Here is a 13,927-nt window from a genome sequence, read left to right as displayed (position 1 = left end):
TAGAGTAGCAAGGAAATTATTTTGATGAATATGAATCCTATGTAAAATAGCGGCACTTAATGCCGCTATTTTCGTTGTGATTATTTGATTCTAAACGCCTATCTTAAAGGCCACAAAATAACATCTTTCAAAATGAAACATCATTCTACAAAAAAAGGCCTATCCATTTTTTTCACTCTACTATTATCCTCTATTACGGGCAGTGTGTTATATGCACAATCGGAGACCAAACTCATGCATCAACCGGCGCTGAGCGATTCGCACATCGCTTTTGTATATGCGGAAGACCTCTGGATTGCCAACAGGGACGGTTCCAATCCAAAACGACTCACGATTGACGAGGGCATAGAATCGAGTCCTATTTTTTCACCGGATGGTAGTATGATCGCCTTTAATGCGGAGTATGATGGTAATTCCGATGTTTTTATCATCCCCGCTACTGGCGGCATTCCCAAAAGGTTAACATGGCATCCTTATAACGATCTTGTCCGTGACTTTACTCCGGATGGGAAAAACGTACTATTTGCTTCGCAACGTAATTCCCATACCAATCGGTATTTACAATTGTACACGGTTTCTATTGATGGTGGAGCTACCACACAATTGGAAATTCCCAACGCTTTTTGGGCTTCCTATTCGGATGATGGTCAATATATTGCCTATACTCCTATTTTTGATGCTTTCAACCAATGGAAACATTACAGAGGTGGTAGGGTTTCACGAATTTGGGTTTACAATACTGCGAACCATAAAGTAGTGGAAATTCCTAAACCGGAAGGTGGCAGTAATGATACCCAACCGCAATGGGTCGGCGAACGTGTTTTTTTTAGAAGTGACCGTGAAGGCGAATTTAATCTGTTCAGCTATAATACTGTTTCAAAAGAAATAAAGAAACATACCGATTATAAGGATTTTCCTGTCATAAATCCAAAAGTGCATATGAATAGCGTCATATACGAACATGCGGGGACGCTGCATTTGTACGATGTCTCATCCGGAACAGACAACAAACTTACTTTAAGTATTAGCACAGATCTTCTTGAATTGCGTGAACGTTATGTTTCGGGCCAAGAATATGTACGTTCCGGGCATATTTCTCCATCGGGCGCAAGGGTTGTGCTGGATTTTAGGGGAGATATCGTAACCGTACCGGCCAAAAAAGGAGACGTTAAAAACATAACCCAAACTACCGGGATACACGAAAAATTTCCGGCATGGTCTCCAGATGGTAAATCCATTGCATATTTTTCCGATGCTTCTGGAGAATATGGTTTGCATATAGCTCCCGTAGGAGATGGAAACGTATCCAAAATAAAACTGGATGGCTCCGGTTTCTACGCCAACATCCATTGGTCACCAGATAGTAAAAAAGTAAGCTACGTGGACAACGGCCGAAATTTGTACGTAACGGACGTTTCCACTAAGAAAACGACCAAAATTGCCCAAGACGAACTTTTTGTTCCCGGGGATATAAGGGATCTGTTCAGCGACTGGTCCTTTGATTCCAATTGGGTGGCCTACACACAAGTAACGGACACCAATTTTGAAAAAGCGTTTTTATATTCATTGATCGAAAATAAATCCTACGCCCTTACAGATGGTCTTTCCCATGTAACGAGTCCCGTCTTTGACCCTAGCGGAAAGTACATCTACCTCTTGGCATCCACGGATGCAGGACCATTGGTCAATTGGTTTGATCAATCGAACATTGACAAGGAGCTCACTAATTCCATCTATGTCATCACCCTACAAAAAGATGTGGTTTCGCCCTTAAAAAAAGAAAATGATGAGGAGAAAGGTGAAGAAGAAAAGGAAGAAGAGGAGCCAAAGAAAAATAATAAAAAGAAAACTCCTGCTCCCACTAAAAAATTGAAAATAGACTGGAACGGCATCCAAAATAGAATGTTGGCCTTACCCATTGAACCTGGTGTATATGACAATTTAAAATCTGTAAACGAAGGAGAATTGTATTATCTCTCCTCCTCTTTTCATTCCAGAACGTCTGACCTATATAAATTTTCATTTGAGAAAAGGGAAGCGGAAGAACTTTTTCCATTGAACTATTATGAGATAGCGGACGGTGGTAAAAAGATGTTCTACAACAGTGGCAGCTCATGGTATGTTTCGGATTTGGGAAAGAAATCAGAGGACAGTCCCATAAACCTGGAAGGTATCACTGTCAAGATCAACCCAAGGGAGGAATGGAACAATATTTTTAACGAAGCATGGCGCGTAAACAGGGATTATTTCTATGATCCCGGAATGCATGGTGTAGATTGGAACGCGATGAAAGAAAAGTACACTCCCCTGATAGCTCATGCGGCCTCCAAAAATGACCTTTATAGGGTCATGCAGTGGATGTTCAGCGAGCTGGCCGTGGGACATCATCGGTTTGGAAGTGATGGAGATGCGTTGAACGAGCCAAAAGATATTCCCGGTGGACTCCTAGGAGCGGATTATATTGTTGATAACAATCGTTATCAAATACAAAAAATATATGGCGGTTTAAACTGGACCCCAGATTTAAAATCTCCATTGACGGAACCAGGTGTAGACATTGCCGAGGGCGACTATATTATTGCCGTAAATGGAAAGGAAGTTTACGGAACGGATAATCTCTACCGCTTCTTTGAAAATACCGCCAATACTTTGGTAAACTTAAAAGTGAGCAAGACTGCGGATGGTGAGAATGCCAAAACATTTGCCGTGACTCCCTTGGCTACCGAGTGGGCCATTAGAAACAGGGATTGGGTAGAAGGGAACATGAAGAAAGTCCATGAGGCTACCAACGGAGATGTAGCGTATGTGTATGTGCCTAATACCACTGTCGCCGGTTTTGAATATTTTAAACGCTACTTCTATCCCCAAGCGAATAAAAAAGCTATCATCATTGATGAACGTTTTAATGGTGGAGGTTCTTTGGCGGATTATTATATCGATATTTTAAAACGCCCGGAACAAGCGTACTGGAATTTTAGGTACGGTCAAGATTTAAAATCACCAAGCGCATCTATCCAAGGGCCTAAAGTGATGATAGTTGATGAAACGGCAGGTTCTGGAGGGGATTACCTTCCATGGATGTTCCGAAAATTTAATATGGGAACCATTGTTGGAAAACGTACTTGGGGCGGTTTGGTAGGCGTATTGGGGTATCCTGAATTTATTGATGGTGGTATGGTTACGGCACCTAATGTGGCATTTTATACGGAAAACGGATTCAGGGTCGAAAATGAGGGCGTAGCACCGGACGTAGAAGTGGAGCAATTACCAGAACAAGTAATAAAGGGGCAAGATCCACAACTAGAAAAAGCCATTGAAATCATCAAGAAGCAATTAGAGGAAAACCCACCAAAGAAAATGGTGCGCCCCGCGTATCCTGATAAAATAAAATCATAGCGAAACACGTCTTCTATAAAAGGCCGTCCAAAAATTTACTTACTGTTGATTGGGGCGGAGTCGAGAAACTTATTGCGATACTATCCAATAAGATATTGACTCCGCTCGATGAGATGGTACGTTGAAAACAAAATTTTGGACAGTCTTATTATTTCTGTAGAATCACGATTTCCTGTTTTCCTTAACCAAACATCGTCGCGAGAGTGAAATACTATGGAAGCTTTCAAAAATCGAACTACCTTTTTACCAGCATCATTTCTTTTCTTCTTTGGTCAATTTATCGTCCTTCCAGATACCGGTAGTCACAACTTCTCCGTCCTTGCCATAAAATGATCCTTTTCCGTTGCGTTTGTCATCCTTCCATTGCCCTGTATACTTTTCGCCATTGGGCCAATAATATGTGCCTAGACCGTTGCGCTTGTCGCTGTCATAACTCCCTACATAATACTCCCCATCGGGCCAGTAGAAAGTGCCTTCCCCGTGACGTTCATTTTCCTTCCATTGCCCTTCATATCTGCTTCCGGTATCCAAGATAGCGATTCCCGTACCATGTGCTTTGTTGTTTTTCACTTGGCCAACATAATGCATCTGATTGCCTTTTTTGCTCTCAAATTGCAAGTATTTTCCAAGTGATTTATTTTGTAGTTGATTGCGCATTGCCCTCAATTCCACTTTGGCCTTCTCCAAGGCAAATGTGAGCGAATCGTACTTTCTGATTTCCGCATTGGTGGAGAACGAGGCTAAACGTAAAGAATCCATCGCAATACTGTCCATTGCTTTATTATTGGTCGAGGTTTTTACTTTCATCAACCGCTCCGCTAACGCAATCCGTAAGGGAATGGTATTGTTTAGCTCCCGTTCTGTTCCCAAAGTGGCTTTGTAAGACGCTATCGCTTCACTATAATTTCCGTTCAACAAAACGGAATCGATACTTAATAATCTTTCATTTTCCATCAGCAATTGCTCCATATTCAATTGCTCTTTTTCACTTTCCCGCAGTTTGTGCTCCAGACTTGAACTTTGGATGACCAAATAGATAGCCAAAATGGAAATTGACCCGAACAGAAGGTATGGTATGGCAATTCGTTTTTTCATTAAAATAGTTTTTCGCGATATACTTACGGAGCAATCAGTCGTTTAGATGAATAGAGGGCAATTTGTTACGGACTTTTCTAAAGTCCGGGGAAAAGTACATATGAAAACGCATGGTCCAATTTTGTTTGAACACACCTCCGTTTTCCAACGTTTGTCCCTGAGAATACATAAGTCCGGCAGCAAAAGTGAGTCTTGGTGTTACAATATATCCGAGTGTGGTCGTTAACCGTAAATCCTCCATTGGGCTGGCAACGACCGCCTTTCCACTTTGCATGATAAGCTCCGCTTCGGGCGATATATAAAGCGTTTTTGTTTCCAGTTTGGTACTGTTCAATGGTATTTTCATACGGAACATATAGCGCCACCGGTTTCTAAAAATATACTCGCTATTCTCCTCGAAAGATTGTGTCCACCGGTGTTCTATACGAATCCTGTGATAGACCATGGCACTGTAGAGTGGCATGGCAAATTGGTATTGATGCCAGATGCGCCACTCCGGCACTAAATTTCGAGCGGTAGAGGATTCATCGGTGTTAAAATTCAATCGTAAAACCCCTCCAAGGGCCGCATTTACTTTTTTGTTATAGATATACCCGATGGCGTGCCGATTATAGATTTGCCCAACCTGTCCTATAAACGGTGTTTCTTTGGTCTCTTCAAAACGAAAATGGGTCTGCGCTACCCAAAACAAGCGTTTGGAAATACGGATGTTACCGTAGGTATTCACCCATAGCCTGGTCTTGGGTTCCTTGAATTCGGATTCCAATGGAAGCACCTCGTTCTCCAGATCCTGTGCCAAAGCAGATGGCGTTAACAAAATTGTAAAACATAGGATGAGGAGACCGTAGCACGTATAAAATTGTTTCATCCTAGGGCTGTTTTTGATTTGCTAGGTTGAACAATTCCAATACGGTTTCCGGATTTTGTGTTCTCTTAAGTTTGCGTTCCAATTTCTTGGTATCCATCTCTCGGAGTTCCAACATTCGTTGATTGGTATTTTGGATAAGCAAATTAATTTTTTCGGAACGCTCACAATTCAAATTTGTGGTAACCTGATCTAAAAAATAGGGGACCAATGTTTTCTTATAGGCTGAAACAATTCGTTTTTTTACCTCTTCATCCATCAAGGTTGCCATGAACGGATTCCAAATACGGTCCGTATATTTATCTTGGATTTCCATGGAACTATTCGGCAACTGCGCAACGGTTTTAGACAATTTATCCAGTGAAGAAAAGCACGTTACCAACCCTTTTGCCCTTGAAAATTTTTGCCCGGTCTCCTCAATATTGGAATAGTCGCTCAATTGCTGATTTGCATAAGCAGCTATAGATTGAACGGCATTTTTAAATTTGGGCGGGACCTCAGTTTTTAAAGAATCTATATATTGATTTAGCGACTTACTTTTACTGATAAGCTGTTCTTCCAGTGTGACTAATTCCTGAAGTTTTCTTTCCCGGGTAAGTCGCTTGGAAAGCGTTTCTTCAATATCTTCCAAGCTTAGCCTCGCATAGTTGGCCATTTGGGTCAAGCTCGTAAAATCATCTCCATTAAAATCCAAATGTTCCGCATTTTTTAGATGATATTTTTTAGTGTTCGACACACTATCCATTCTAACCGTAATTTCGGTGGATGGTTTCTCATTTGGCCAAAGGATTTTTGAAAGATTTTCTGGCGAAATAAATTCTAAAATTCCAGATTTGTGAAACCCGGCCATTCGAGTCAACGGTTTCACAAATTGATTGGAAATAGAATCGGTGACCGCATAATAGTATGCCGCATCCTGCTCCGATAGTTTCAGAATGGCAAGTTGCGTATCGTTCAACAAGGATTCGCTGACATCTTTTGCGATTTTTAAATTAACAGCGATAGTATCCAATTGTCGTATTTCAGTAGTATCCAAAGGAAAATATGGAGCTTTTACCTGAAACCGAGGTAGAAATTGTGCTTTGCCCAGCGCGGACAATATGGAATCAATTTTTTGATAATACGAAATATTCAGCGCCAAGAGGTCCTCTACATCATCCTTGAACGAAACCCCGTCTTCGGAGAGTTCCAAGGTTAACAATTCAATATATTGATTATCAAGATTCAGGGTTTCATATGTTGCGGCATCCTTTTTAAAAACTGAAAAGGTTTTGGTTTCCCCATCTTTTTCGATAACGATTTTATTGAGCAGACCTTCCGTAAAATACCAATTTTCTGAATCCCCTATAACGTTCTTCTTAAACAAGGACCACTCATCGTGGGCAAGGCCATCTCTTAGAAACCGGCCGATTAAGGTATTATTTTCATCTTCTATACTGAAGTTTTTTTGTGGAACTCCTTCATCAAAATCAAATTCACTTTTAAAAATGGTTTCTTCAATTTCAGAATCGGTAATTTTATTAACAATGTAGGTCCATGGGCCATCGGGTTTTCCTTTTGTTATGATTCCCTCCGCTTCTTCCTGTATACCGTTGATCAATACTCGGTATTGATAGTCCACAACTTCTGTCTGGTTGTTGGATTTAAAATCCCCAAACTCAAATCGCCATCGCCCACTGGGATAATCTTCCTTAAAATTTCCCTTGAATAAAAACGAATTGTCCTCTTCTTGTATAAGTGCCTCTAGGCTTGATTTACGCAATTCAAAAGGTCCGTTTAGAAGCGTATCCCCATCGACTATTTTATAGGTATAATCAGCTTCGCCTTGATAGGCCCCAATCTGCATAGAACCCTGAAACCGTTCTGTTTCTTGACCGTGAATAGCAGTGACGGCAAAGCACAGCATTAGCAACACTATTGAATGATAACAAAAATGCCCCGACCTATTCATTTGACAAAAAAACTAAAATATAATTAGATAGGGGAATGTTGCCTGTAAAAAATCCAAATCCCGAGCAATTGGGCTAAAAAGGAAATTTTTAGAGTGTATAAATATACTGAGCATCGCTCATAACTTTTCAAAATGATGCTACTAACTAGGTTTTTAGGCTCAAACAAAAATCTATTAAATATAGTCATTGCTTACTAAACTTCACGAATTCTATAGCGTACCCTTTTTAAGGTAATGTTTTGATTATTAAGTTAAATATGAATTCTTTATATTTGTGAAGCAGCACAACACAGCACAGTACAACTGACACATGTTTCAGCAACTTTTTTCAGCTATTCAAAATGAAATTTCGAGCAACACTGCCGTAAAATCGGATGCTATTGCACTGGCCATCAACTCCGCGATTGAGAACAAGATTGTCACTCGCAACCATCGCCTTCCTTCCGTAAATGAAGCAGTTGAGGGTCTTTCGGTAGCCCGTACGACAGTGGTCAAAGCCTATAAACAATTAATTCAAAAGGGATTAGTTGAATCGCGGCCGAGACACGGTTACTTCGTTATTAGCGAGAACACCAAACGTCGGATTAAAGTAATGTTATTACTGCACAGTTTAAACCCGTTTCAAGAACAACTTTACAATGCATTTGAAAAAAAGTTAGGTAATACCGCTGAAATTGATGTGTTCTTTCATCATTGCAATATTGAGGTCTTCAAAAATTTGGTTTTAGAGAAGCAGCACCGCTACGGTCTTTTTGTAATTACTCCGTTTCAACACAAAAAGATGGGTGTTATTCTAAAAGAACTTCCTACAGATAAAATATTGATAATCGATCAGTTGGCCGGACTTTCAACCTATTCGCACATTTGTCAAAATTTCGATACTGCGGTAGTTAGTGCCCTGTTTCAAGTTTCAACTGTTTTTAAAAAGTATAAGAGGGGTGTTCTTTTGTTTCCTGAAGACAAAAAATTCCCCATCGAAATAAAATCCGCATTTCGTGAATTTGCACAAGAAATTCAATTGCCATTAACTATTGAGGAAGGAATTAAAACAGTAAAGACCATACAACGAGGTACCGTATATTTTGTACTGGCGGAAAGTGATTTGGTGAAATTGGTCAAAGGTGCGCGAAAAGCAGCACTAAAAATTGGAAGCGATGTTGGGTTACTTTCTTATAACGATATGCCAACCAAAGAGGTAATTGCGGATGGTATTTCGGTTATTAGCACCGATTTTAAAGCTATAGGGAAAAAGGCGGCAGCCTTTGTAAAGAATAGAAAAGTTGTCTCTGAAATTATGGAGACAAAGGTAATCTTGCGGAATTCTCTTTAGAGTTTAATTTCCTCAACTACCAAATTAGACCAAAAACCAAATTGTATAAAAACCAATCAAACATGAGCAAATGAAATCTTTAGAACTTCTAGATTATATCGTCTTCGGTCTCTATTTCGTACTCGTAGTAGGTGTGGCACTGTACGTATCGCGAAAACCCAAAGACCACGATCGCGATGCGGAAGATTATTTTCTAGCAGGTCGTTCGTTGCCATGGTATATTATCGGCGCCTCGCTCATCGCGTCTAATATTTCTACGGAACAGATTATCGGAATGAACGGTACGGCATTTGAAAGTGGCATTGCGGTCATTTCTTACTCCCTGATTGGGGGTGCCATCTCTATTTTAATCGTAGGAAAGTATTTTCTCCCTCGCTTTCTTAAAGGAAAAATTTACAGTATGCCCGAATTCCTCGAGAAGCGTTTCGGCAAACGCGTAAGTACCCTCATGGGCGTTTTTTGGATTCTGGTCTACATCTTCGTCAACCTCACCAGCGTGCTTTCTCTTGGCGCCATTACCCTGAACGCGGTTTTGGGTATTCCTATCATATACAGCGTTATCGGTCTTGCGTTATTTTCAGCGATTTATACGATTTATGGGGGATTATCGGCGGTTGCTTGGACGGATATTATTCAAGTCGGCGTTCTCGTCGTCGGTGGTTTGGCCGTAGTTTGGTTGGGTCTCGACGAGGTTGCTTTAAAACATTCTGGGGAAGGCGTTATTGAAGGTTTGTCTAAACTGATGGAAGTCCAATCCGAAAAGTTTCACACCATCTTGCCCACATCGCATGAAGAATTACCGTGGACAGGCGTTTTCATGGGCGGCCTTTGGATTGCTGCATTAAGCTACTGGGGCTGCAACCAATATATCATCCAACGCGCACTGGCAGCCAAAAGTTTAAAAGAAGCCCAACACGGTCTTCTCTTTGCCGCCGTTTTGTCCATTATCGTAGCGGTTATAATCGTAGTCCCAGGGGTGATTGCAAGTGAACTATTTCCCGATAGTATTGGCGCACGTGATGAGGCGTTTCCTGTTTTAATTCGCGAGTTGCTGCCTGTGGGTTACTCTGGTCTGGTTATCGCTGCCTTGATCGCGGCCATTATTTCCTCACTGAATTCGATGTGCAATAGCGTGGCCACTATTTTTACCATGGATATTTACCGAAACAGCATCAACCCAAAGGCGAGTAATTATCAATTGGTTTTCGTTGGGCGTATCGTTACCGCTGTGGCGCTAGTTATTGCTGTTATTGTCACGCCCGCAGTGGCATCCATGGGGCGATTGTTCGCCTTTATTCAAGAGTATACAGGTTTTGTTACTCCGGGGGTGCTTTGCATTTTTCTACTGGGTCTTTTTTGGAAAAGAACTACAGGTAAGGCGGCCTTGTGGGCGGTACTGCTGACCATTCCTATTTCAGTACTATTTAAAGTTTTGCTGCCCGAAATCGCATTTTTAGATCGTATGACGCTTGTCTTTCTCCTACTGGTTGTAACGACCGTATTGATCAGTCTGAAAGATAAACCCGAACAGAGAGAGATTCAAAAACTGGAGGCTGCTGACAATGCTACGGCTTTTTATAATATTGGTGCGTTGGTGCTCGTAGCCCTGACTGCCGTGTTTTACTTAGTATTTAAATAAAATTAGAGTCCATCAAAATGAAATACACAAAATTCCCAAAATCGGAAGACAAAATAAGTAAACTGGGCTACGGAGCCATGGGCTTAGCGGGTTGGTTTGAAGATCGTACGCAACAACAAATGCACAGATCGGTAATCAATGCCCTAGAGCAAGGGGTGAATTTTATTGACACGGCGCGTGCCTACGGCGATTCTGAAATTATTTTAGGGAAAGCGCTAAAGGACTGGCAAGGCGAAAAACCTTTTTTAGCGACCAAAGTTGAATCGCTTGGGCCAGACAACACACGATGGGGTATTCCTTCTCAGGTTGAAGAGACTTTCCCGAAGGGACATATTCGCCATAGCACCGAAACTTCTTTAAAAAAATTGGGTATAGAGCAGATCGACCTGTTACAGCTGCACCTCTATTGGCCTAATTGGGGTGTTTCTGGGTATTGGATGGATGAACTTCAAGCCCTAAAAGAAGAGAGTAAAATTCGTTTTATAGGCATATCGAATCCCGATTGTCGCTGTGATACTGCGCTGCCTTTAGTGCAAAGCGGACTCATAGATGCCGTGCAAACCATCTTTAATATTTTCGACCCCACGCCCTTAGATTGTTTGGTACCGATTGCCCAGCAAAATCAGGTCGCCATTTTAGCGCGCTGTATCATGGATGAAGGCGGATTAAGCGGTTTTCTTACGGAAGATACCCAGTTTTCCGAGGATGATTATCGCAAGACATTTTTTGAATGTGTGCCTCGTAGGATGTACATCAAACGCATTGATCGATTGAAAAAATACGTGCCAGAATATGCGGGAAGTCTCGCTGCCTTGGCCATAAAATTTGCCACCCACCACCAAGGCATTACGACTGCATTGACTTCTATGCACGTTGAAAAATATGCCAATATGAACATTGCCGCCATGAAGGAAGCTCCGTTGCCGGAAGAAGTTTTTCAAGAGATACGCCAATTCCACCGGTGGATACGCAACTTTTACGATACCAAGTTGTGGGATAAAGAGGCCGTTGGCGGTACCCTAAGCATAAAAGAAAATACGGATGCATAAATCAAATGGTATAAAAAATACGCCGCGCGTACGATGGGAAAATCTATTGCCTGAAGAATTTCTTGAACGGCAGCAGACACTTCCTCTAGTTTATCTCCCGCTGGGGATGTGCGAACCCCATGGTCATATCGCTCCCTTTGGACTCGATACGCTAAAGGCGGTTTACCTCTGCGAGGAAGCGGCAAAGCGTTTTGGTGGAATTGTGGCACCTACATTGGGCTATCAAATCCATGAAGTGGGTTACCATGCCCAATGGTTGCAACGGGTTGTGGGAGAAGTTGAACCCGCTATGACCAGTATGCCGCCAGATGTGATGCTACGATTTTTCTTATATCAACTTCGAAGTTTCTACAATGCAGGTTTTACTTCCATTGTTGTGATTACAGGTCATGCAGGGGGTAATGAAAAAGATTACCGCTTGGTCGCGGAAGCCTTTATGAAAGAGATTAGCATCAACATTATTGTAAAGGCTGATCCTGAGTTGGTAGACGGCAAATTTAATGGCGATCATGCCGGCAAATACGAAATTTCACAATTGCTTTATCTGCATCCTGAGCTCATGGCTATGGATCGTATGGCTAGATCGAAAACCGATGCGCTAGGTCAATTTGCGCAAGGGGATAATGCGCATGAGGCCAATGCGGAACTAGGAAAAAATATTATTGAAGAAAGTCTCCTCTCATTAGGAAGTATAATTGCAAACCTTCCCCAACAACAGACATCAAAAAAGCTGAATTATCAGGAAACGGAAAAAATTTGGCAAAAAGTGCTAAGTCGTAAATCCGAATGGGTAACCGCAAAACCCCGTAAAGAACAAGAAGCGGTTGCTGAGACTTCGCAATGGAAACCTTATGAATACTATTAAAATATAAAAAGATGAATAAAATAACCTTTAAAGCTACCCTAATGCCTTTGCTCACGCTGCTCTTAGTATCCTGCGGTGCAGAGAAAAAAGACAACGCGAAACCAACTGCGAAAAAGCCGCCCAACATTCTTTTTATTTTAGCGGACGACCAAGGCTATGGCGATTTTAGTGCGTACGGCAATACCATTCTTAAAACACCGAACATCGATAATATTTACCGCGAGAGTACGCGGTTCAATAATTTTTTCGTGAGTCCCGTTTGCGCCCCTACCCGCGCCTCGATCATGACCGGACGCTACAATCAGCGCACGGGCGTTTGGGATACTTGGAAAGGAAGGGTAAGTATGCACGGCGACGAATACACGATTGCCGAAGCATTAAAAGATCGCGGATACGCAACCGGACTTTTCGGAAAATGGCACTTAGGGTACAACACCCCACAACGCCCCATGGATCAAGGTTTCGATAAGACTTTGGAGTTTGAGGAATACGCCAAAGACACCGCCACCCGAGTTGATCCGATAATGAAAACCAACGGCGTACTAGACCCAAGAAAAGGCTTTTTGACCGATGTGGTGTTCGATGATGCCATCGATTGGATCGAGGAAAAATCTAAGGAAGACCAGCCCTTTTTCGCCTACGTGGCCACCTTTATGCCCCACACTGCCGATAAACCCCAAGTGCCCATAGAATACGTTGAACCTTTTTTAAAAAATGACACCTTGGTACGGCATACCGCCGAGGTCTACGGTATGGTCACCAAACTTGACGAAAACGTCGGCCGATTGATGGCAAAAATGAAGGAACTGGGCTTAGATGAGAATACGCTCGTGGTCTACCTGTCGGACAACGGTCCGCAAATGCAGGGCGGTGATAACGGTCGGCAAGAACGATTTAACGTAGGTCTTCGTGGCGAGAAGGGAAATGTGTACGAAGGCGGCATCAAAGTCCCCTGCTTTTTCAGATGGCCGGGCAAACTCACCGCAGGTCGCGAAATAGAGGCTATGGCCGCGCATATTGACCTACTTCCCACCTTAGTGGAAATCGCAGATAGCACCGACCTAAAACTTCCGAACCCTATCGATGGAATCAGTTTAGTACCGACCTTGTTCGAGAAAGAAAATATGGAACATACTACCCGTGCCTATTTCAACCAATGGGATCGCGCGGCAGTACCCGAACTTTGGAATAATGTTACCATGCGTACCGACACATTTAAACTAGTGAACGGTAAAGAACTCTACGATATATCAAAAGACCCTTATGAAAAAAATGACCTTGCTCAGGTAAAACCTGACGTGTTCGAAGAAATGCGCGAGGCCACCAAAGCTTGGTTCAACGATGTTTCTTCAACGCGGGGCTACGAGACCAGCTACACCGAGCTAGGTTCGCCGGCACAGAAAAAGTTGACTCTTCAATTTTTCGATCGTAACGATAAAGGTTGGCCGCTCAAGATTTTAGAAACCGGGCCTTACACCTTCACGGTGGAAAACGTAAACCCGAAACTCTTCCCCAAAGGGGCAAAACTCTGCATTGAAATTGGTGATACCTTGGTAAAAAAGGATATTGTTAAAGGTGAAGATCAAGTCGTTTTTGAGGATGTTGAAGTAAACAGGGGACTTCAAAATTTTACCATCTACACAGAAGGATACAAAACCCCCAAAATAGGCCGATGGAATCAGGAAGATCTCGGCTATCGCAATGTTATTATCGAAATCAACGAATAGAAATGAGCAG

Annotated in this window: 9 protein-coding genes; 6 read left to right on the top strand and 3 right to left on the bottom strand. The window is 42.2% G+C overall.

Annotated elements, in window-relative coordinates; translation table 11 throughout:
* Positions 1–132: 132 nt before the first annotated feature.
* Positions 133–3,396 carry a S41 family peptidase gene (locus ACKWBX_RS01740; RefSeq protein WP_413966918.1) on the top strand — a complete coding sequence of 1,088 codons (3,264 nt, stop codon included), beginning with the start codon at positions 133–135 and terminating at the stop codon, positions 3,394–3,396.
* A gap of 252 nt (positions 3,397–3,648) precedes the next feature.
* On the opposite strand, the gene ACKWBX_RS01735 is transcribed toward ACKWBX_RS01740, so the two are convergent.
* The 3 genes from ACKWBX_RS01735 to ACKWBX_RS01725 are packed head-to-tail and all read right to left on the bottom strand — an operon-like array spanning position 3,649 to position 7,262.
* Positions 3,649–4,491, bottom strand: coding sequence for an MORN repeat-containing protein (locus ACKWBX_RS01735; RefSeq protein ID WP_413966917.1), 843 nt, complete (start codon positions 4,489–4,491; stop codon positions 3,649–3,651).
* A gap of 34 nt (positions 4,492–4,525) precedes the next feature.
* Positions 4,526–5,359, bottom strand: a complete 834-nt coding sequence (locus ACKWBX_RS01730; RefSeq protein ID WP_413966916.1) for a DUF2490 domain-containing protein — start codon at positions 5,357–5,359, stop codon at positions 4,526–4,528.
* Between the two features lies 1 nt (position 5,360).
* Positions 5,361–7,262, bottom strand: coding sequence for a hypothetical protein (locus ACKWBX_RS01725; RefSeq protein ID WP_413966915.1), 1,902 nt, complete (start codon positions 7,260–7,262; stop codon positions 5,361–5,363).
* Positions 7,263–7,617: 355 nt separating this feature from the next.
* On the opposite strand from ACKWBX_RS01725, the gene ACKWBX_RS01720 reads away from it, so the two are divergent.
* From ACKWBX_RS01720 to ACKWBX_RS01700, 5 genes are all read left to right on the top strand, one after another.
* Positions 7,618–8,637 (top strand): GntR family transcriptional regulator, encoded by a 1,020-nt coding sequence (locus ACKWBX_RS01720; protein WP_413966914.1) that lies wholly within the window; start codon positions 7,618–7,620, stop codon positions 8,635–8,637.
* A 70-nt stretch (positions 8,638–8,707) separates the two neighbouring features.
* On the top strand, positions 8,708–10,276 hold the full coding sequence (locus tag ACKWBX_RS01715) for a sodium:solute symporter family transporter (protein ID WP_413966913.1): 1,569 nt from the start codon (positions 8,708–8,710) through the stop codon (positions 10,274–10,276).
* A gap of 17 nt (positions 10,277–10,293) precedes the next feature.
* Positions 10,294–11,325 carry an aldo/keto reductase gene (locus ACKWBX_RS01710; protein WP_413966912.1) on the top strand — a complete coding sequence of 344 codons (1,032 nt, stop codon included), beginning with the start codon at positions 10,294–10,296 and terminating at the stop codon, positions 11,323–11,325.
* Entirely contained in the window at positions 11,318–12,190 is an 873-nt protein-coding gene (locus tag ACKWBX_RS01705) for a creatininase family protein (protein ID WP_413966911.1), read from the top strand. Before ACKWBX_RS01710 ends, ACKWBX_RS01705 begins: the two co-directional genes overlap by 8 nt.
* A gap of 11 nt (positions 12,191–12,201) precedes the next feature.
* Positions 12,202–13,917: an arylsulfatase gene (locus ACKWBX_RS01700; RefSeq protein ID WP_413966910.1), complete on the top strand. Its 1,716-nt coding sequence runs from the start codon at positions 12,202–12,204 to the stop codon at positions 13,915–13,917.
* The last annotated feature ends 10 nt before the right edge of the window (positions 13,918–13,927 follow it).

The sequence above is a fragment of the Maribacter algae genome (genome assembly GCF_047345745.1).
Taxonomy (GTDB): Bacteria; Bacteroidota; Bacteroidia; order Flavobacteriales; family Flavobacteriaceae; genus Maribacter.
Note: the sequence above shows the minus strand (reverse complement) of the source record. Positions and strands in the feature narration are given on the sequence as shown.

Excerpts from the sequence above, each read along its gene's own strand:
- ACKWBX_RS01725 (WP_413966915.1), bottom strand. The coding sequence starts at position 7,262 with ATGCTGTGCTTTGCCGTCACTGCTATTCACGGTCAAGAAACAGAACGG.
- ACKWBX_RS01705 (WP_413966911.1), top strand. The coding sequence starts at position 11,318 with ATGCATAAATCAAATGGTATAAAAAATACGCCGCGCGTACGATGGGAA.
- ACKWBX_RS01735 (WP_413966917.1), bottom strand. The coding sequence starts at position 4,491 with ATGAAAAAACGAATTGCCATACCATACCTTCTGTTCGGGTCAATTTCC.
- ACKWBX_RS01730 (WP_413966916.1), bottom strand. The coding sequence starts at position 5,359 with ATGAAACAATTTTATACGTGCTACGGTCTCCTCATCCTATGTTTTACA.
- ACKWBX_RS01715 (WP_413966913.1), top strand. The coding sequence starts at position 8,708 with ATGAAATCTTTAGAACTTCTAGATTATATCGTCTTCGGTCTCTATTTC.
- ACKWBX_RS01720 (WP_413966914.1), top strand. The coding sequence starts at position 7,618 with ATGTTTCAGCAACTTTTTTCAGCTATTCAAAATGAAATTTCGAGCAAC.
- ACKWBX_RS01710 (WP_413966912.1), top strand. The coding sequence starts at position 10,294 with ATGAAATACACAAAATTCCCAAAATCGGAAGACAAAATAAGTAAACTG.
- ACKWBX_RS01740 (WP_413966918.1), top strand. The coding sequence starts at position 133 with ATGAAACATCATTCTACAAAAAAAGGCCTATCCATTTTTTTCACTCTA.
- ACKWBX_RS01700 (WP_413966910.1), top strand. The coding sequence starts at position 12,202 with ATGAATAAAATAACCTTTAAAGCTACCCTAATGCCTTTGCTCACGCTG.